Genomic DNA, 17,574 nt, shown 5'->3' on the forward strand with positions numbered 1-17,574 from the left:
CGTCCGGCAGGCTGCCCGCGTGGACACCAAGGCGACGCTGCACCGGTACCTCGCCCTGCGCCGGGACGACCTCCTGGCCAAGCTCGACGGGCTCGGGGAGTACGACCTGCACCGGCCGATGACGCCGACCGGCACCAGCCTGCTCGGCCTGGCCAAGCACGTCGCCTACGTGCAGCTGGGCTACCTCGGTGACGTCTTCGACCGCCCCGCCGGCCGGCCCTACCCGTGGGACGACGGTGAGGACGACGCCGACATGTGGGCGACCGCCGACGAGCGCGGCGCGGACGTCGTCGCGCTGTACCGGTTCTCCGCCGCGCACGCCGACGCGACCATCGAGGCCCTGCCGCTGGACGCCGTCGGCGAGGTGCCGTGGTGGCCGGAGGAGCGGCGCCACCCGACGCTGCACACCGTCCTGGTGCACCTGACGGTCGAGGTCGCCCGGCACGCGGGCCACGCCGATGTGGTGCGGGAGCTCGTCGACGGCTCGGTGGGCATGAACCGGGACAACCCCAACCTCCCCGAGCGCAGCGCCGAGGAGTGGCGGGCCTTCCGTGCGCGGATCGAGGGGGCGGCCCGGACGGCGGCCCGGGCGGGTGCCCCCGCGGCGGATGGGTGAGGATCGCTGGCATGACCGCCGCCGACGTCTCGCCCGAGGACCTCTTCGACCGCAAGCGCGTCCGGGTGGACCGGCGGGCCGACGGCACCGCGGAGATGGCCTACGTCGAGGTCGGCGAGGGGGACCCGATCGTCTTCCTGCACGGCAACCCGACGTCGTCCTACCTGTGGCGCAACGTCATCCCGCACGTCCGGCACCTCGGCCGCTGCCTCGCGCCGGACCTCATCGGGATGGGCCAGTCGGACAAGCTGCCGTCGCCGGGGCCGGGCACCTACTCGTTCGCGGCGCACTCCGGCTTCCTCGCGCGGTTCCTCGAGGAGGTGGGTGCCACGGAGCGGGTGACCTTCGTCGGGCACGACTGGGGGGCGGCCCTGGCCTTCGCCTGGGCCCACCGGCACCCCGGCGCGGTGCGCGGCGTGGCCTTCACCGAGGCGATCGTCACGCCGCTGACCTGGGCGGACTGGCCCGCCGAGGCGCGGCGCACCTTCCGCGCTCTGCGCGAGCCGGGCGGGGGGTCGGCCGTGCTGGAGGACAACGCGTTCGTCGAGCGGATCCTCCCGGCGTCGGTGGCCCGCGGGCTGAGCCCGGAGGCGCACGACCGCTACCGCCGGCCGTTCGGCACGCCGGAGTCCCGCTGGCCGACCCTCGAGTGGTCCCGGCAGATCCCGATCGAGAACGTGCCGCCGCGGGTCCGTGACGTGGTCTCCCGCTACGGGCAGTGGCTGCGCACCAGCGACGTCCCCAAGCTGTTCCTCAACGCCGACCCCGGATCGATCCTCGTCGGCCGCCAGCGGGCGTTCGTGCGCAAGTGGGCCGCGCTCACCGAGGTCACCGTGCCAGGGGCGCACGTGGTGCCCGAGGACTCGCCGCACGAGATCGGCCGGGCGCTGGCCGACTGGATCCCGACGCTGCGCTGAGCGCCGCGTCGACGGTCGGCGCGGTCCCGGCGGTGCCGGGCAGGGTCGTGTTGCTGAACGTGCGCAGCCGCGGGCGCCAGGCGCGCATCGCCCCGCGGTGCGGCTCGGCCCGCGCGAAGGCGGCGACGGCGGCCTCGTCGTCCCACGCCGAGACGGTGGTGAACGTGCGGGCCAGCGGCTGCGCCCGCAGCAGCAGGGACCGCGCCCCGGGCGACGCCGCCACCTGCCGGCGGATGGCCAGCGAGGTGCGGAGGAAGGCCGGCACGTCGCGCAGTCGCTCGAGCTCCAGCCGGGTGACGAGGACGACGCCGGCGCCGCTGCCGGGAGCGGCGGCGGTCCACGGCAGGTCGGGAATGTGGATCACGGGGACCTCCTGCTTAACGGGTGTAAAGCAGAGGGTAGGGCAACGGTAAACACGTGTAAAGTCCGGCTGTGTCCCCTCGCGCCCCTGGCCGCCTGCGCGCCGACCTCCTCGATGCGGCGGCCCGCCTGATCGAGACCACCGGCTCCGTCGAGGCGGTCACCCTGCGCGCGGTCGCCCGCGAGGCCGGGGTCACCGCACCGGCGGTGTACGGCCACTTCGCCGACCTGGACGCGCTGGTGGACGCCGTCCTCGAGGAGGGCTTCGCCGCGCTGCGCGGGTCGATCGCCGCGGCGGTGGCCGGGCTCGGCGACCCGGTCGACCGGCTGGTCGCCGGGTGTCGCGCCTACGTGCGCGCCGGCCTCGCCGCTCCGGCGCGCTACCGGGCGATGTTCCGGTCGCGGCGGGTGCCCGGCGGGCAGGCGGCGTTCGCGGTGCTCGTGGACGCCGTCGTCGCCTGTCAGGCGGCCGGGCGCGCCCCCGGCCGGGACGCCGACGGCGACGCCGTCCTGGTCTGGACGGCGCTGCACGGCGTGGTGACCCTGCGGAGCGGCGGGCCGGACGTCCCGTGGCCCGACGCCGACGAGCAGGTCCGCGCGCTGGTCACCCGGCTGGTGCGGCTGGACGCCGGGCCCTCAGGGGACGAGCTGCCGCGCTGAGCGTCGCTGCTCCTTGACGCGGTACATGGCGGCGTCGGCCGCGGCGAGGGCGCTGTCCGGGGTGTCCTCGGGCCGGCACAGGAGCACGCCGACGCTGACGCCCACGCGGTGGGCACCGCCGGAGCCGTCGAGGAACGGCGCGTCGAACGCCGCGGTCACCCGGTCGGCGACCGCCTGCGCGTCGGGCAGCGCGGGAACGCCCGGGCAGAGGACGACGAACTCGTCCCCGCCGATGCGCGCCACGGTGTCCCCGGGGCGCACCGCGGCCTGCACCCGCCGGACCGCCTGCACCAGGACCTCGTCGCCGGCCGCGTGGCCGGCGGCGTCGTTGACCGGCTTGAAGCCGTCGAGGTCGCAGAACAGGACGGCGGGGGCGTCGCCGGTGCGCCGGCCGGCGTGCAGGAACTGCGCGAGCCGGTCGACCAGCAGGCTGCGGTTCGGCAGGCCGGTGAGCGGGTCGTGGAGGGCGGCCGCGCGCAGCCGCGCCTCGAGCTCGCGCTGCTCGGTGATGTCGGCCATGGCCACGACGGCACCGAGCAGCTCGCCGTCCTCCCCCCGCACCTGGCACCCGGAGGTGCGGACCAGCCGGCTGGGGCCGCCGGCGGGGCCGATGCGGATCTCGGCGTCGGTGATGCGTCCCTCCCGGTGAGCGCGGGTGAGCGGGACCTCGTGCGGTCGCAGCGGCCGGCCGGCCGGATCGGTGAGGGAGAAGACCGAGGCGAGCTCCTGCGGCTCGATGTCGGGCCGGGCGTCCAGGCCGTGCCACTGCCGGCTGACGCGGTTGAAGAGCCGGGCGTGGCCGTCGGCGTCGGCGGCGACCACGCCCACCGGCAGCGCCTCGAGCAGTGCCCGCGTGAAGGCCTCGGATCGGGCCAGCTCGGCGGAGGCGGCCTCGGCCTGCCGCCGGGCCACCACCTCGGCGGCGGCCGCGTCGGCCAGCCGGCGCACGGCGCGGCGCCGCTCGAACACCCCGACGACGACGGCGGCGAGGTCGGCGAGCCGGTCGCAGGTGGCCCGGTCGAGCGGGTGCGGCCGGTCGTCGAGGACCGACAGCGTGCCGACGGTGGTGTCGTCGACGACCAGGTGCGCGCCGGCGTAGGCCCGCAGCCGGCCGCGCCGGCCGTCGACCCAGGGGTTGCCGGCCAGGCGCGGGTCCCGGCTGAGGTCCGCGACGGCGTGCACGCCGGGGGACCACTCGGCGACGACCGCGCTGATCGGGGACTCCGGTGGGGCCACGAGGGTGCTGACGCCGTGCGGGGAGAGCAGGCGGACCCCGCCGTCCAGCAGGTCGACGGCGGCGTAGGGCATCCCGGTCAGCGCGGCCGCGACCCGGACGACGCCCTCGAGCTCGGGGTCGGTGCGCACGCCGAGGACCTCGAACTCGTGCAGCAGGGCGGCGCGGCGTACGACGAGCTCCTCGGCCCGTCCGCTGGCGCTCCCCACGGCTCTCCGTCCTCCCGGTGGCGCGGCCACCCGGCCGCCCCGGGATCGCAACGGCCGGGAACCCGCTCCGGTTGAGTACCGAGACGGGGGAGTCCCCCGGAGGGGTCAGCCGGTGAGGGTGCGCACCGTCTCCACGGCCGCCAGCACGGCGAAGACGAGGAAGAGCCCGGCGGCCAGCCGCCGGATGAGCGCCACCGGCAGCCGGTCGGCGAGCCGCGACCCCAGGAACACCGCCAGCGCCGACACGGTGAGCAGGGCCGCCCAGGACCCGACGAAGACCGAGACGGGGTCGTCGAGGCGGGCGGCGAGGCCGGCCGTGGCCAGCTGGGACAGGTCGCCCCACTCGGCGGCGAACAGGACGCCGAAGCTGATCGCGGCCGCCCGCAGGAACGAGGTCTGCTCGCGGGCCGCCGCGGCCTCGCCGGCGTCCTCCGGGCCGCTGGCGGCGCTGCGCCACAGCAGCACCGCGCCGACGAGGAACAGGACGGCGACCACGCCGCTGACCAGCGCCTCGGGCAGCAGGGACAGCAGGCTGCCTGCGGTGACCGCGATGGCGACCTGGAGGCCGAACGCCGTCCCGACGCCGACGAAGACCGGCAGCGGCGCGAACCGCGTGGCCAGGACCAGGCTGGCGAACAGGGTCTTGTCGGGGAGCTCGACCGGCAGGACGAGCACGAACGCGCTCGCGACGACCGTCAGTGACAGCACAGGGGACTCTCCTCCGCTCGGCACTGCCGGACGGGGTGCGGGCAGTCCTCCGTAGTCCACGGTAACCGGCGAATCCGGGTGCGCCGGGAGGGCGGTCCCGGCTACGGTCCCGGCATGCCGTTCCGTTGACGCCCGTCCTCGGCTCCCCTCCCGCCCGCGGCCCGGCCCCTGGCCCGGCTGGCGGTCGGCTGGGCCGCGCTGTCGGAGCTGGTGCCCTACTACCCGCTCTACGCGCTGCTCTTCCTCGACACCGGGCTCTCCGGCGCCCAGGTGTCCCTCCTGTTCGCGTTGTGGTCGGTCACCGGGCTGGTCACCGAGGTGCCCGCCGGCGTCCTGGCCGACCGGTGGTCGCGGCGCGGCGTCGTCGTCCTCGCCGGCGTGCTGCAGGCCGCCGGCTTCGCCGTGTGGACGGCGGCCCCCGCCACCTGGAGCTTCGCGGCCGGCTTCGTCATCTGGGGCGCGTCCTCCGCGCTGGTGTCGGGCGCAGCGGAGGCGCTGGTCTACGACGGGCTGGCGGCGGTCGGCGCGGAGGCCGACTACACCCGGGTCAACGGCTGGATGACCGCCGCCGAGCTGCTGGTCCAGGTGCCGACGGCGTTCGCGGCCAGCGCGCTGTTCGCCGTGGGCGGGTATCCGGCGGTCGGCTGGGTCAGCGTCGCGGTGTGCCTCGCGGCCGCCGCGCTGGCACTGCGCTTCCCCGAGGTCCGGCACGTCGCCGGGGCCGAGGACGACGACGAGGAGGAGGTCCCGCTCCGGCAGGGGGTCCGCGAGGCGCTGCGCTCCCCGGGGCTGCGGCTGACCGTGCTCGCCGTCGCCCTGCTGGGCGGGCTGGACGCGGTCGAGGAGTACTTCCCGGTGCTCGCCGCGGACTGGGGCGTGGCGACCTCCGCCGTGCCGTTCGCGGTCCTGGCCACCGCCCTGGCGGGGGCCCTCGGCGGTGCGCTGGCCGGCCGCGCCGAGCGGCTGCCCGACCGGGCGCTGCCGGGGCTGCTCGTGCTCGCCGGGCTGCTGCTGCTCGTGGCCGCCGCCTGGGCCCGGCCTGCGGCGCTGGTCGCGCTGAGCGCCGCCTACGGCCTCTACATCGCGGTGCTCGTGGTCGGGGAGGCCCGCCTGCAGCAGCGGATCACCGGGCCGCACCGGGCGACGATCACCTCGGTCGCGGGGCTGGGCGTGGAGCTGGCGTCGCTGCCGGTGTTCGCCGCCTGGGCGTTCGGCGGGCTGGGCGGCATCGCGGCCGTCGTCCTGGTCGTCGTCCCGCTGGTGGCGGCCGGGCTGCGCAGCCGGCGGCCGGCTCAGGCCACGGGATAGGCGGCCGCGGCCGCGGCGGTGGCGGCCCGCAGCACCTCCTTCACGGGCAGCGCGAGCTCGGCGGCGAGGGCGGCGACGTCGTCGTACTCGACGCTGACGTTCACCAGCCGGCCCTCGAGGACGGCGAGCTTGACGCCCACCCGGCCGCCGAGGACCTCGACCGACGCCGCCGACCGCGCCAGCTCGACCTTGCCCACCGGCGTCGTCCGCAGCCCGATGGTGGACGTCGTGGCGAACACCGCCCGCTGCACCGCGGCGACCGCGTGCGGCGGGCACAGCGCCGACAGGGTGTGCGCCGGGCGGCCCTTCTTCATGAGGACGGGCGTCAGCCAGGCGTCCGAGGCGCCGGCGGCGAGCAGGGCCTCGAGGACCCCCGGCCACACGCGCGGGTCGAGGTCGTCGACGTTGGCCGCCAGCACGACGGGGGACGCCGGCGCCGGCCGCTCGGCCTCGCCCAGCACCAGCCGGACGACGTTGGGCAACTGCTCGGGATCGCGGGCGCCGGCGCCCACGCCCACCCGCTGCACCCGCATCGGCGGCAGCGTCGTCCACTCCTCCACCCGGGTGGCCAGCAGGGCGGCGCCGGTGGGCGTGCACGCCTCGGCCGGCACCGGACCGGCGTGCACCGGCACGCCGGCGAGCAGCTCCAGCACCGCCGGCGCGGGGACCGGCACGACGCCGTGGGCACTGCGGGCCGAGCCGCTGCCCAGGGCGACCGGGGACGCGGTGAGCCGGTCCAGCCGCAGGTGCTCGAACGCGGCGACCACGCCCACCACGTCGGCGAGCGCGTCGAGCGCCCCGACCTCGTGGAAGTGCACCTCCTCCGGGGCGACCCGGTGCACCCGCCCCTCGGCGCGCGCCAGCCGCTCGAACACCGCCAGGGCGCCGTCCTGCACCGCGGGCGCGAGGTCGGCCGCGGTCAGCAGCGCCCGGACGTCGGCCCAGGTGCGGTGCTCGGTCGACGGCGGTGCCTGCACGTGCACGCGGGTGGCGCCCAGGCCGTGCCGGCTGACCTGTTCGGGAACCAGCCGGACCGACTCGACCGGCAGCGCGGCGACCGCGGCGGCCGGCACGTCGAGGGGCACCCCGGCGTCCACCAGCGCGCCCAGCAGCAGGTCCCCGGACGCGCCCGCCGCGAGGTCCAGCCACCCGATCACGTGAGGATCATCCCCCGCGCCCCCGCCGAGTTGATCATCGGCGGGTGGCTGGTCGACACGCCGGAGCCGCCGACCACCTGACGATGATCGACTCGGGAGGGGTCAGCGCCTGGTGCGGCGGGCGATCCGCGCGGCGAAGGCGCCGGCGGCGTGGCCGTTGTCGATGTTGCTCACCACGACCCCGGGTGAGGCCGAGTTGAGCATGGTCAGCAGCGCGCTGAACCCGCCGAACGAGCCCGGCTGCCCGGTCGAGGTGGGGACGGCGACCACCGGGACGTCGGTCATCGCGCCGACCAGGCCCGCCAGCGACGCGTCCAGCCCGGCGACGACGACCAGGCAGTCGACGTCGTCCAGCAGCGTGCGGTCGGTCAGCAGAGGCCGGATGCGGGTGCCGCCGACGTCGTCCACCCGGACCACCTCGGTGCCGGAGACCCGCGCGGCGAACGCGGCCTCGGCGGCCACCGGCCGGTCCCCGCCGGCGCCGCACAGGACGCCGATCCGGCCGGCCGGCTCGGGCAGGGGCCCGACGGCCGCCGACATCGCCGCGGCGTCCACCGTCGTGTAGGCGTCGTGCTCGCTGGCCAGGGCCACCAGGGTCTCGGCGGTCGCCCGGACCACCACGGCCGGCCGGTCGGGGAACTGCCGGCGGGCCTCCCGGACCAGCGCCAGCACCTGCTCGGTGCTGCGGCCGGTGCCCCAGATGACGTCGGGCTCGGCCGGTCCCGGGACCGCCGGGGGCACCGGCGGCTCCGGCGTGGCGGGCGCCACCGGCACCGGGCCGAGCACGGGCTCGGCCGGGCTGCCCAGCCCCAGGGGCGGGTCGAGGAGGAGGGGGGCGAAACCGCCGGTCTCACCGGCCGGGTCGTCCAGCGGGGAAGGCTGCACGGCAGGGACCCTAGGTGCCGTGACGGCGCCGTCCGGGGACGCGGCGGAGGACGTGTCGTCCCCAGCGGACCCGTCCGTCCCAGCCGTCCCCGGCTCCGTCGGCGGCCCGAAGAGCGCGTCGAGCGGGTTGTCCCCGGCGCGGGTCTGGGTGACCGCCGAGAGCCGGACGACGCGGTTGCGGCCGCTGCGCTTGGCGTCGTAGAGCACGCCGTCGGCGGCGGCGAAGAGGGTGCGCCGGTCGTCGCCGCGGGTGGCCGAGGCGATGCCCACGCTGATCGTCACCGGCAGGTCGACGCCCAGCCCGGCCCAGTCGTGCTCGGCGACCGCCCGGCGGGTCCGCTCGAGCGCGCGCTCGGCCTGCTCGGCGGTGGTCTCGGGCAGCAGGATGACGAACTCGTCCCCGGCCCAGCGGCAGACCTCGTCGGTGTCGCGGACGCCGGCGATGAGCAGCTCGCCCACGGTGCGCAGGACGGTGTCGCCCGTGGGGTGGCCGGCGGAGTCGTTGACCTCCTTGAACCGGTCGACGTCCACCACGGCGAGGGCGGGGGCGGCGCCGGAGGACAGCAGGCCGTCCAGCCGGGCCTCGGCGTAGCGCCGGTTGGGGAGGTGGGTGAGCGGGTCCTCGTAGGCCTGCCGGCGCAGCTGCCCCGCGGCGCGCTCGGTCTCCAGCAGGCTCTTGCGCCGGCCGAACAGCTCCACCCAGCGGGTGCGCCGCTCGTCGACCCGGTCCAGCTCGTCGGCGAGGTAGGCCTGCAGGTAGGGGAGGGCGCGCCCGGCGTCGTCCAGCTCGGCGTGCAGCGTGCACAGCTCACGCAAGGCGGCCCGACGCAGGCGGGGCAGGCCGTGCTCGGTCGCCACCGCCAGCGCCGTGGCCAGCTGCTCGTCGGCGCCCCGGCCGTCGCCCTGGCGGCGCAGCGCGCGGCCGAGGGCGAGCAGCGCGGCGGCCAGCAGCATGCCGTCCCCGGTGCCCGAGGTGACCCGGACGGCGGCGCGCAGCGGGCCGGCCGCCGCGGCGTGCTCGCCCAGCCCGACGAGCGCCCAGCCGTGCACCACCTGGGCGGCGACCACGGCCTCCGCGGTGTCCGGGGGCAGCAGCTCCAGCGCCCGCTCGGCCAGCTCCCGGGCCTGCGCGAAGTGCGGCTGCGCCGCGTCGGGGACGCCGTCGTCGAGCAGGCCCTCGCCGAGCTCCGCGCACAGCTCCCCGAGGCGGGTGGCGGTGCGCGCGACCACGACGTCGGGGACGCCGTCGCCGGCGGACAGCGCGCCGGAGGTGGCCGCCGCCGCGAGGGCGGTCTCGTGGGCGCGCCGCTGGTAGTCCAGGGCCAGCGGCATGAGCTCCAGGTCGGCCAGCACCCCGGCCAGCGTGCCCAGGGTGTCCACGAGCAGGGCCGAGGGCGGCAGCTCCGGGTCCAGCAGGCTGGCCGCCTCGACCGCCTCGTCCATCGCGGCGTCGATGCGGCGCGAGAGCAGCTCGATGCGGGCGTGGCGGGCCAGCCCGGCGGCGCGCTGGAGGTCGTCGTCCGTGGCGTCGAACGCGGCCTTGGCCGAGCGGACCAGGGCGATGGCCAGGGCCGCCCGCGAGGCCGAGTCCGAGCGGCCGTCGCCGTCCTCGGCGCCGTCGATCAGCTCGGCCACGCCGGCGTGCAGGTCGAGGGCCGGCCGGGAGCCGACCCCGTGCGGGGGCTCCACCGGATCGCCGACCAGCGTGAACCCGGCCTTGCGCAGCCGGCGCACCAGCAGCTCGGCGCGCAGCGTGTCGGCCCAGGCCCGGCCGAGGTCGGCGGGGGCCTCGCCGGCGTCCTCGCGGCCGGCGTAGGGCGAGGGGTCGTCCTCGACGTCGGCGAGCAGCTCCTCGGCGTCGTCGAGCCGCCAGTTCGCGAGGGCGGAGGTCACCCGTCGGTGCAGGGCTCCGGGTGGCACGAGCGCACTGTGCACGGCGTCCGGCCCGGAGTCGAGCACCGGGACGGGGGCACGCCGCGGCGGTGGACCGGCGTCGCCCGTTTCGTCACAGCCGCCCCACCCGGCATGCGCCCTCACAGCCCGGCCTCGTTCGCCGCCGCGTCGCTCGGCGCCCGGCCGCCGGGGGCGCGGACCCGGTTGCGGCCGCTCCGCTTGGCCGAGAACAGGTAGAGGTCGGCGGTGTCGAACAGCGAACGCCAGCCGTCGGGCTCGGCCTCGGCGGGCGCGGTCGCGGTGGCGACGCCGATGCTCACGGTGACCGGCTCGGGCAGCTGCAGGTCCCCCCAGTCGGCGTCGGCGACGGCGGCGCGCAGCCGGTCCATGGCGGCCAGCGCCTGGGTCTCGGTGGCCGTGGGCAGGACGACGAGGAACTCGTCCCCGGCCCACCGGTACACCTCGTCCCCGGTGCGGCAGTGCTCGATGAGCAGGCGGGCCACCCGGCGCAGCACCTCGTCGCCGTGCGAGTGGGAGGTGTCGTCGTTGACCTCCTTGAACCGGTCGATGTCGACGACGGCCAGCGACACCGGCTGCTCGCCCGGCTGCATGCTGCCCAGCCGGCGCTCGGCGCTGCGCCGGTTGCCCAGCCCGGTGAGGGGGTCCTCGAGCGCGTGCCGGCGCAGGACGGCGGCCTGCCGCTCGGCCTCCCGCAGCCGGCTGCGCCGGACGAACATCTCCGCCCACAGCTCGCGGCCCCGGCTGTGCGCCCGCCCGGTGTCGGCGCGGTAGGCCTCGAGCCAGTGCAGGGCCTCGGCCGGGCGGCCCATGGCCGCGGTGCTCTGGCCCAGCTCCAGCAGGCACTGGCGGTAGCGCCGCCGGTCGCCGCTGGCGGCGAAGGCCCCGGCCGCGTCGACCAGCAGGTCGGTGGCCTCGGCGTCGTGCCCGCCGCCGGCGTGGGCCTGGGCGAGCCGGGTCAGCAGCCGGGCCAGCACCAGGTCGGCGTAGCCGCGCAGCCAGACGCCGCCGTCGCGGTGGACCCGGCGGTGCGCGCGGCGCATCGGCCCGACGGCGTCGTCCGGATCGCCGGCGCAGGTCATGCCCCACGCCTGGACGACGTCGAGGAGGTCCTGCTCGGCCGGCTCGGGTTCCCAGCCCAGCGCCCGGGCCTCCTGCGCGTACTCGACGGCGGTCGCGGCCAGCTCGTGCGCGCGCTCGGTGGAGCCGCGGCGGTGCAGGGTCTGCGCCAGCTCGGCGTGCTGCTGGGCGCACAGCAGCAGCAGCCGCCACTGCTCGGCCGGACCGGCCACGGCCGCGGCGATCCGGTGGCCCTCCAGCGCGGAGGCGACCGCGAGCTCCTCCAGGTCGAGGGCCGACAGGGTCAGCGACAGCCACAGGTGCGCCTGGTGCAGGGCCCGCGACGGCTCGCCCGTGCCCGGCGCCTCGGTCAGCAGGCTGGCGTCGACGGCCAGCAGCATCGCGGCGTCGAAGTGGTCCGCGGTGACCTCGACGTGAGCCAGGTAGGCCAGCGTGAGGGCGGTCTGCGCCCCGGGCCGGCAGCGGCCGAGCGCCTCGCGGGCGCCGGCCACCCCGGCCGCGGCCGCCTCGGGGTCCCCGTCGAGCAGGCTCCGGCGGGCGGCGAGCGCGTGCCGCCAGGCGGTCCAGCGCGCGTCGGCCGCGGCGGCGAAGGCGCGCCCGGCCCGGTCGTGCTCGGTCACGAACGCCGTCGGGTCGTCCCGGTCGCTGGCGGCGAGCAGCCGCCAGAGCGCCTCCTCGAGGTCCCCCTCGGGAGTGCGGTCCGGGCCCGGGGTCACGCATCCTCCATCGACGGTGGTCGGCCGGCGCGAGCCGCCTGCTCCGAGGGGCGCACGCCGGCCCCGGCCGGAGGGGGAGCTCCGACCCGACCGCATACCCTCGTCGCGTGCCAGCGATGCCTTCGATGCGGTTCGCCTATCTCGGCCCCGAGGGTACCTTCGCCGAAGCGGCCCTGAGCAGGCTCGTTGCCCCGGACGGGGGAACCCGCCGCCCCGCCGCGAGCGTGCCCGCGGCCCTGGCCGCCGTGCGGTCCGGCGAGGCCGACGCCGCGCTGGTGCCCCTGGAGAACTCCGTCGAGGGATCGGTCCCCGCGACGATGGACGGCCTGGCCGACGGCGCTCCGCTGCACATCGCCCGCGAGGTGTTCCTGCCGGTCGCCTTCGTGCTCGCCGTCCGGCCGGGCACCGCGCTGGACGGCGTGCGGTCGGTGGGCAGCCACCCCCACGCGCTGGCCCAGACCGCCCGCCGCCTGGCCGAGCTGCTGCCCGGGGTCCCCCCGCTGCCGGCGACCTCCACCGCGGGCGCCGCGCGGCAGGTGGCCGAGGGGGAGCTCGACGCCGCCGTCTGCGCCCGGATCGCGGCCGAGCGGTACGGGCTCACCGCGCTGGTCGAGGACCTCGCCGACCACCCGGGCGCAGAGACCCGGTTCGTGCTGGTCACCCCGCCCGGGCCGCTGCCCGAGCCGACCGGCGACGACAAGACGTCGCTGGTGGCGGTCGTGAGCGACCGCACCGGCGCGCTGCTGGAGGTGCTGCGCGAGTTCTCCGTGCGCGGCATCAGCCTGACCCGCATCGAGTCCCGGCCGACCCGGGAGCGGCTCGGCGTCTACTCCTTCGCCCTCGACTGCGAGGGGCACGCCGCCGACGCCCGGGTGGGGGAGGCGCTGGCCGCGCTGCACCGGGTCTGCGACGACGTCCGGTTCCTCGGGTCCTATCCGCGGGCCGACGGGCGCGGCGGTAAGGCCGTGCCGGAGACGGCGACCGACGCGGCCTTCGCCGAGGCCGCCGAGTGGCTGCAGCGGGTGCGGGCCGGCCGGGCCTGACTCTCAGCTGCGCACGCGGGTGCGCAGGTCGCCGACGATCCGGCGGGTCACCGGGACGTCGACCCCGTGCCGCTCGGCCGCCCGCAGCACCGCGCCGCCGATCGCCTCCAGCTCGGTGACGGTGCCGGCCGCGGCGTCCCGCTGCATCGAGGACGTCATGCCCGCGGGCACGGTCGCCATGAACGCCATGGTGGCCGCGGCGTCCGCCCGGGCGCCGTCGGCCCGCGCCACGGCCGCGACCTCCTCGACGAGGGCGCGGAGGTCCTCGCCGCGCCGCTCCCGGACCACGCCCAGCGGCGCGTCGAGCGTGGTGGTCAGCAGGGCGACCGGAGCCAGGAAGCACAGCTTGTCCCACAGCACGCCGGCCTCGTCGGGGCGGACGGTGACGTCGAGCCCGGCCGCGGTCAGCGCGTCGGCCAGCGCCTCGGCGCCGGGGGCCAGCTGGACGGCGGCGAGCGTGCCCTCGTGCCGGACCACGCCCGGCGCCGTCCGGCTGGCCACCACCCGGATCGCGCCGGCGACGACGCGGGCGTCGGGGTAGCGCTCGCGGAGCAGGGCCATGTGCTCGAGCCCGTTGAGGAGCGGCACCACCAGCGCCGCGCCCAGCACCTCGGGCGGCACCCGGTCCAGCGCCGGCTCCAGCTGCGTCGCCTTGGGCGTGACCAGGCAGACGTCCACCGGCTCGGACAGCCGTTCGGCGCCGTGCGCGGGTGCGGTCAGCTCGCCGTAGCGGTCGCTGACCAGCCGCAGGCCGTGCCGCTCCACCGCGGCGGCGGTCTCGGGCCGGGCCAGGCAGGTGACGGGGTGCCCCTGTCGCGCCAGCAGCATGCCGATCAGGCCGCCCACCCCGCCGGGGCCGAGGACCGCGATGCGCAGCGACTCCACCCGTCCACCCTGCCGCTAGTCGACCATCGTCGGGTGGCTGCCCGCACCGGCGTGTCCAGCGACCAGCGGGCGGTGATCGACCGCGTCCGGGCCCTTCGCGAGCCGGCTCGGCCACCAGGTGCGGTCCCCCAGGACGTGGACCGCGGAGGGGACCACCAGCGACCGGACGACGAAGGTGTCCAGCAGGACGCCGAAACCCACCAGGAACGACAGCTGCGTGAGGAACAGCAGCGGCAGCACCGACAGGGCGCCGAAGGTCGCGGCGAGCACCAGACCGGCGCTGGTGATGACCCCGCCGGTGACCGCGAGCGCCCGCAGCACGCCGTCCCGCGTGCCGTGCCGGTGTGACTCCTCCCGGGCCCGGGTCATGAGGAAGATGTTGTAGTCGATCCCCAGGGCGACGAGGAACACGAACCCGATGAGCAGGATGCCGGGGTCACTGCCGGGGAAGCCGAACACGGAGTCGAAGAGGAGCGCAGCCACGCCCACGGTCGCCGCCACGCTGAGGACCACCGTGCCGATGAGCAGCAGCGGAGCCACCAGCGACCGCAGCAGCAGGGCCAGGACGAGGGTGATGACGACGAGCACACTCGGCACGATCACCCGCAGGTCGCGGGCCGCGGTCTCCCGGGCGTCGAGGTTGCTGGCCGTGTCCCCGCCGACCAGCGCCGCGCTGTCGGCGTCGTCGAGGGACGTGCGCAGGTCCTGGACGACGTCGATGGCCTCGACGCTGTCCGCCGGGACGGCGAGGGTCGCGTCGAGCCGGACCAGCCCGTCGACCACCACGGGTGCCGCCCCCGGCTGCGGCGGCCCGCCGGCGCCGGCGAACGGCACCACGGCGGCCACGCCGTCGGTGGCCGCGGCCGCCTCCGCGACCTGCGGCCAGGTCGCCTCGGGGGTGACGATCACGGTGGGGCTGCCGGAGCCGGCGTCGAAGTGGCGGGCCAGCGCCTCCTGGCCGTCGACGCCGTTGGACTCCCCCCGGATGGCGTCGGAGAAGGTGATGCCGGACGCGTCGTAGGTCGGGGCGAACACCGCCGCCGCGACGAGGGCGAGTGTGCTGACCGCCAGCACCCGACGCGGCCGACGCCCGACCAGGGCGGCCACCCGCTGCCAGCCGCGGCCCTCCCGCGGCGCGACCCCGAACTGGGGCCGGAACGGCCAGAAGGCGGCCCGGCCGAGCAGCACCAGCGCCGCGGGCAGGAAGGTCATCGCGGCGACGACCGAGAGACTGACGCTCACCGCCGAGATCGGCCCGAGGCCGCGGTTGGACGCGAGGTCGGAGAACAGGAGGCACAGCACGCCCAGGACGACCGTCGCGCCCGAGGCCACGATCGGCTCCCAGGACCGGCGCAGGGCGGTGCGCATCGCGGCGTACGGCGACTCCTCCCGCCGCAGCTCCTCGCGGAAGCGCGAGGCCAGCAGGAGGCCGTAGTCGGTCGCGGCGCCGACCACCAGGATCGCCGCGATGCCCTGGCTCTGGCCGTTGACGGTGATGACGCCCGCGTCGGCCAGCAGGTAGGCGACGGCGTTGGCCGCGGTCAGGGCCAGGCCCGCCGTCCCGATGACCAGGAAGGGCAGCAGGGGGCTGCGGTAGACGACGAGCAGGATGAGCAGGACGACGCCGAACGCGGCCGCCAGCAGCAGCCCGTCGATCCCGGCGAACCCGTTGGCGAAGTCGGCGAAGATGCCGCCCGGGCCGGTGACGAAGGAGTCGGTGCCGTCGACCGCGATGACCTCGCGCAGGTCCCCGACCACGTCCACGATCTCGTCACCCAGCTCCGGCGTGAGCGGCAGGAGGACCTGGACCGCCTCGCCGTCCGCCGACGGGATCGGCGGCGACGGCTGCCCGGCCAGGGCGCCGGCCTCCTCCGCCGCACCGGCCGCCTCCTCGACCCGCTCGGCGACCGTGGCCAGCGTCGCCGGCTCGAGCGGGCCTGCGGTGCTCTCCCAGAGCAGGATGGCCGGGATCGACGAGGTCGGCGAGAAACCCTGCTGGAGCTCGGCGACGCGGGTGGACTCCGCGCTGTCGGGGAGGAAGGCGGCGGTGTCGTTCTCCTGCAGCGAGGTCAGCCGCCCGCTGAGGCTGCCGAGCGGGCCGGCACCGCCGAGCCAGACGAGGAGGACGAGAGCGGGGAGGAGCCAGCGCAGGCGGGACATGACATCGTCTCTCGATAAGCGATAATCTCGACGATCGAGAGATTAGGACGATGCGGAGGCACGGCGCAACCAGGGAGGTGGCATGGCAGACACGGGTGCGGCGCGTCAGGAGATCGCGCTCCTGCTGCGTCGGCTGACCGTCGAGCTCGACGCCGTCGGCCAGCGCTTCGCCGGGATGCACGGGCTCGGCCGCACCGACGTCCGCGCCCTGGTGACCATCATGGACGCCGCCCGGCGGGGTGAGCTCCTCACCGCGGGCGCCCTGGGGTCGGCGGTGGAGCTCAGCTCGGCGTCGGTGACCGCGCTGCTCGACCGGCTGGAGCGGGTGGGGCACGTGCACCGGGTCCGGGACGACGACGACCGCCGCCGCGTGGTGCTGGAGCTGTCCGAGTCGGCGATGGCCGCGGGCGCGCAGTTCTTCGGCGGGCTCAACCGCGACCTCACCGCGGCGATGGCCGGCTACGACGACGCGGAGCTGGCCGTCGTCCGGCGCTTCCTGGAGGACATGACCGGGGTGATCACCCGGCACGCCCGCGGCGGCCCACCGGAGGCATAGGAGGCTCTGCCTGCGTTCCGGGCGCCGCGAACGCAGGCAGGGGATCCGATACCGCGCCGGGGCCGCGCCGGGGCCCTACCGCAGCACGTCCGCCAGCCAGTCGGCCATCCGCGGGCGCACGAGGTGGTGCAGGTCGTGGCAGCAGTGGTTGCCCTCCGGCGGGATGTCCCAGGTCACGTCGACGTCGGGCGACAGCGCCTCGCGGAGCCGGTCGACCTGGGCGACGGGGATGAGGTCGTCGGACCCGCCGTGCAGGACGTAGGTGGGGCAGCGCAGGGCGCCCGCGACGTCCGAGAGGTCGATCGTCCGCTGCAGCACGTCGCGGGCCGCTCCCGGATCGGGATGGCCGGACACGTAGGCGAAGCCCGCTGCGGCGCTCGGGGACAGGTCGTCGAAGAAGGACAGGTCGAAGAAGGCCCCCCACACGCCGCAGGCGCGCAGCCGGGGGTCGCTCGCGGCCGAGCGGACCGCGTAGTAGCCGCCGAGGCTGCGGCCCAGCACGCCGATGCGGTCCCCGCGGACGGCCGGGTGGTCCTCGAGGACGTCGACGACGGCGGAGGTGAACCGCTCGAAGTCGGGCCGCAGCGGGCTCTGCTCGAGGAACTCGCCCTGACCGGGGCCGTCGAAGGCGCACGTGGCCACGCCGCGCTCGAGGCAGAGCTGCTCGAACAGCAGGCTCTCCTCCTTGGTGCTCTCCAGCCCGCCCAGCAGGATCACGCAGGGGTGCGGGCCCGGCCCGTCCGGCACGCGCAGGAAACCGGGGACCCGCAGGCCCTCGACGGCGACCTCGAAGGGCCGGGCCGGCGGGCTCAGGAGCGGCGCGGCGCGGCGGTAGAGCCGGACCTTCTCCTCCTGGCCCGCGGTCTTCCGCACCGGGTCGTGCCACCACAGGAACTGGGCGTAGTGGTACGACAGCGATCCCGACCAGAGCAGCCGCCCGGCCGTGAGGTCGTGCCCCGCGGCCAGCGCCTCGTCCGCCAGCCGCTCGTACGCCGCGCCCCGGTCGGCCCAGAAGCCGAACCAGTCGTCCCAGCGCTCCAGCTCCCGCTCGGCGGCCTGCACGTCGGGCACGGGCACCCCGTCGCCGACCAGGCGACCGGCGTGGATCCGGAGGACCTGGGTGAGCTTCTCGTCGGGCACGGGACTCCTCGGGGCAGGGGTGCGGACCG

At 76.9% G+C, this 17,574-nt stretch carries 15 protein-coding genes; 6 read left to right on the plus strand and 9 right to left on the minus strand.

Annotation, left to right across the window (positions count from 1 at the left end; translation table 11 throughout):
* Positions 1-19 precede the first annotated feature (19 nt).
* On the plus strand, positions 20-616 hold the full coding sequence (locus PGN05_RS07165) for a DinB family protein (protein ID WP_419751848.1): 597 nt from the start codon (positions 20-22) through the stop codon (positions 614-616).
* 11 nt (positions 617-627) lie between these two features.
* On the plus strand, positions 628-1,533 hold the full coding sequence (locus PGN05_RS07170) for a haloalkane dehalogenase (RefSeq protein WP_419751849.1): 906 nt from the start codon (positions 628-630) through the stop codon (positions 1,531-1,533).
* Here the strand turns inward: PGN05_RS07170 and PGN05_RS07175 are convergent.
* Entirely contained in the window at positions 1,445-1,897 is a 453-nt protein-coding gene (locus tag PGN05_RS07175) for a hypothetical protein (protein WP_419751850.1), read from the minus strand. The two genes, PGN05_RS07170 and PGN05_RS07175, sit on opposite strands and share 89 nt — an antisense overlap.
* A gap of 68 nt (positions 1,898-1,965) precedes the next feature.
* Between PGN05_RS07175 and PGN05_RS07180 the strand changes: the two genes are divergently transcribed.
* Positions 1,966-2,553 carry a TetR/AcrR family transcriptional regulator gene (locus PGN05_RS07180; RefSeq protein WP_419751851.1) on the plus strand — a complete coding sequence of 196 codons (588 nt, stop codon included), beginning with the start codon at positions 1,966-1,968 and terminating at the stop codon, positions 2,551-2,553.
* On the opposite strand, the gene PGN05_RS07185 is transcribed toward PGN05_RS07180, so the two are convergent.
* Together PGN05_RS07185 and PGN05_RS07190 are read right to left on the minus strand one after the other, a co-directional pair.
* The gene (locus PGN05_RS07185; protein ID WP_419751852.1) at positions 2,530-3,996 is read right to left on the minus strand and encodes a diguanylate cyclase domain-containing protein; all 1,467 of its coding nucleotides are present in this window, start codon (positions 3,994-3,996) and stop codon (positions 2,530-2,532) included. The genes PGN05_RS07180 and PGN05_RS07185 overlap by 24 nt on opposite strands.
* 105 nt (positions 3,997-4,101) lie before the next feature.
* The gene (locus PGN05_RS07190) at positions 4,102-4,704 is read right to left on the minus strand and encodes a TMEM165/GDT1 family protein (RefSeq protein ID WP_419751853.1); all 603 of its coding nucleotides are present in this window, start codon (positions 4,702-4,704) and stop codon (positions 4,102-4,104) included.
* A gap of 210 nt (positions 4,705-4,914) precedes the next feature.
* Here PGN05_RS07190 and PGN05_RS07195 point away from each other — a divergent pair, with 210 nt between their 5' ends.
* Positions 4,915-6,012, plus strand: a complete 1,098-nt coding sequence (locus tag PGN05_RS07195; RefSeq protein WP_419751854.1) for an MFS transporter — start codon at positions 4,915-4,917, stop codon at positions 6,010-6,012.
* On the opposite strand, the gene larC is transcribed toward PGN05_RS07195, so the two are convergent.
* The 3 genes from larC to PGN05_RS07210 all read right to left on the minus strand — a co-directional run bounded on the left by larC (position 5,997) and on the right by PGN05_RS07210 (position 11,761).
* Positions 5,997-7,169: a nickel pincer cofactor biosynthesis protein LarC gene (larC, locus tag PGN05_RS07200; protein ID WP_419751855.1), complete on the minus strand. Its 1,173-nt coding sequence runs from the start codon at positions 7,167-7,169 to the stop codon at positions 5,997-5,999. The two genes, PGN05_RS07195 and larC, sit on opposite strands and share 16 nt — an antisense overlap.
* Before the next feature lie 102 nt (positions 7,170-7,271).
* Positions 7,272-9,974, minus strand: coding sequence for a diguanylate cyclase domain-containing protein (locus PGN05_RS07205; protein ID WP_419751856.1), 2,703 nt, complete (start codon positions 9,972-9,974; stop codon positions 7,272-7,274).
* Positions 9,975-10,087: 113 nt separating this feature from the next.
* Positions 10,088-11,761 (minus strand): diguanylate cyclase, encoded by a 1,674-nt coding sequence (locus tag PGN05_RS07210; RefSeq protein ID WP_419751857.1) that lies wholly within the window; start codon positions 11,759-11,761, stop codon positions 10,088-10,090.
* A 116-nt stretch (positions 11,762-11,877) separates the two neighbouring features.
* On the opposite strand from PGN05_RS07210, the gene pheA reads away from it, so the two are divergent.
* On the plus strand, positions 11,878-12,804 hold the full coding sequence (gene pheA, locus PGN05_RS07215; protein ID WP_419751943.1) for a prephenate dehydratase: 927 nt from the start codon (positions 11,878-11,880) through the stop codon (positions 12,802-12,804).
* A gap of 3 nt (positions 12,805-12,807) precedes the next feature.
* On the opposite strand, the gene PGN05_RS07220 is transcribed toward pheA, so the two are convergent.
* Entirely contained in the window at positions 12,808-13,689 is an 882-nt protein-coding gene (locus PGN05_RS07220) for a ketopantoate reductase family protein (protein WP_419751858.1), read from the minus strand.
* A 15-nt stretch (positions 13,690-13,704) separates the two neighbouring features.
* A complete protein-coding gene (locus tag PGN05_RS07225; protein ID WP_419751859.1) occupies positions 13,705-15,849 on the minus strand; it encodes an MMPL family transporter in 2,145 nt (714 codons plus the stop codon).
* Positions 15,850-15,931: 82 nt separating this feature from the next.
* Here PGN05_RS07225 and PGN05_RS07230 point away from each other — a divergent pair, with 82 nt between their 5' ends.
* On the plus strand, positions 15,932-16,405 hold the full coding sequence (locus PGN05_RS07230; RefSeq protein WP_419751860.1) for a MarR family transcriptional regulator: 474 nt from the start codon (positions 15,932-15,934) through the stop codon (positions 16,403-16,405).
* 75 nt (positions 16,406-16,480) lie between these two features.
* On the opposite strand, the gene PGN05_RS07235 is transcribed toward PGN05_RS07230, so the two are convergent.
* On the minus strand, positions 16,481-17,545 hold the full coding sequence (locus PGN05_RS07235; protein WP_419751861.1) for an alpha/beta hydrolase family protein: 1,065 nt from the start codon (positions 17,543-17,545) through the stop codon (positions 16,481-16,483).
* Positions 17,546-17,574: the final 29 nt, after the last annotated feature.

The organism is Geodermatophilus sp. CPCC 206100 (genome assembly GCF_048569675.1).
Classification (GTDB): domain Bacteria; phylum Actinomycetota; class Actinomycetes; order Mycobacteriales; family Geodermatophilaceae; genus Geodermatophilus.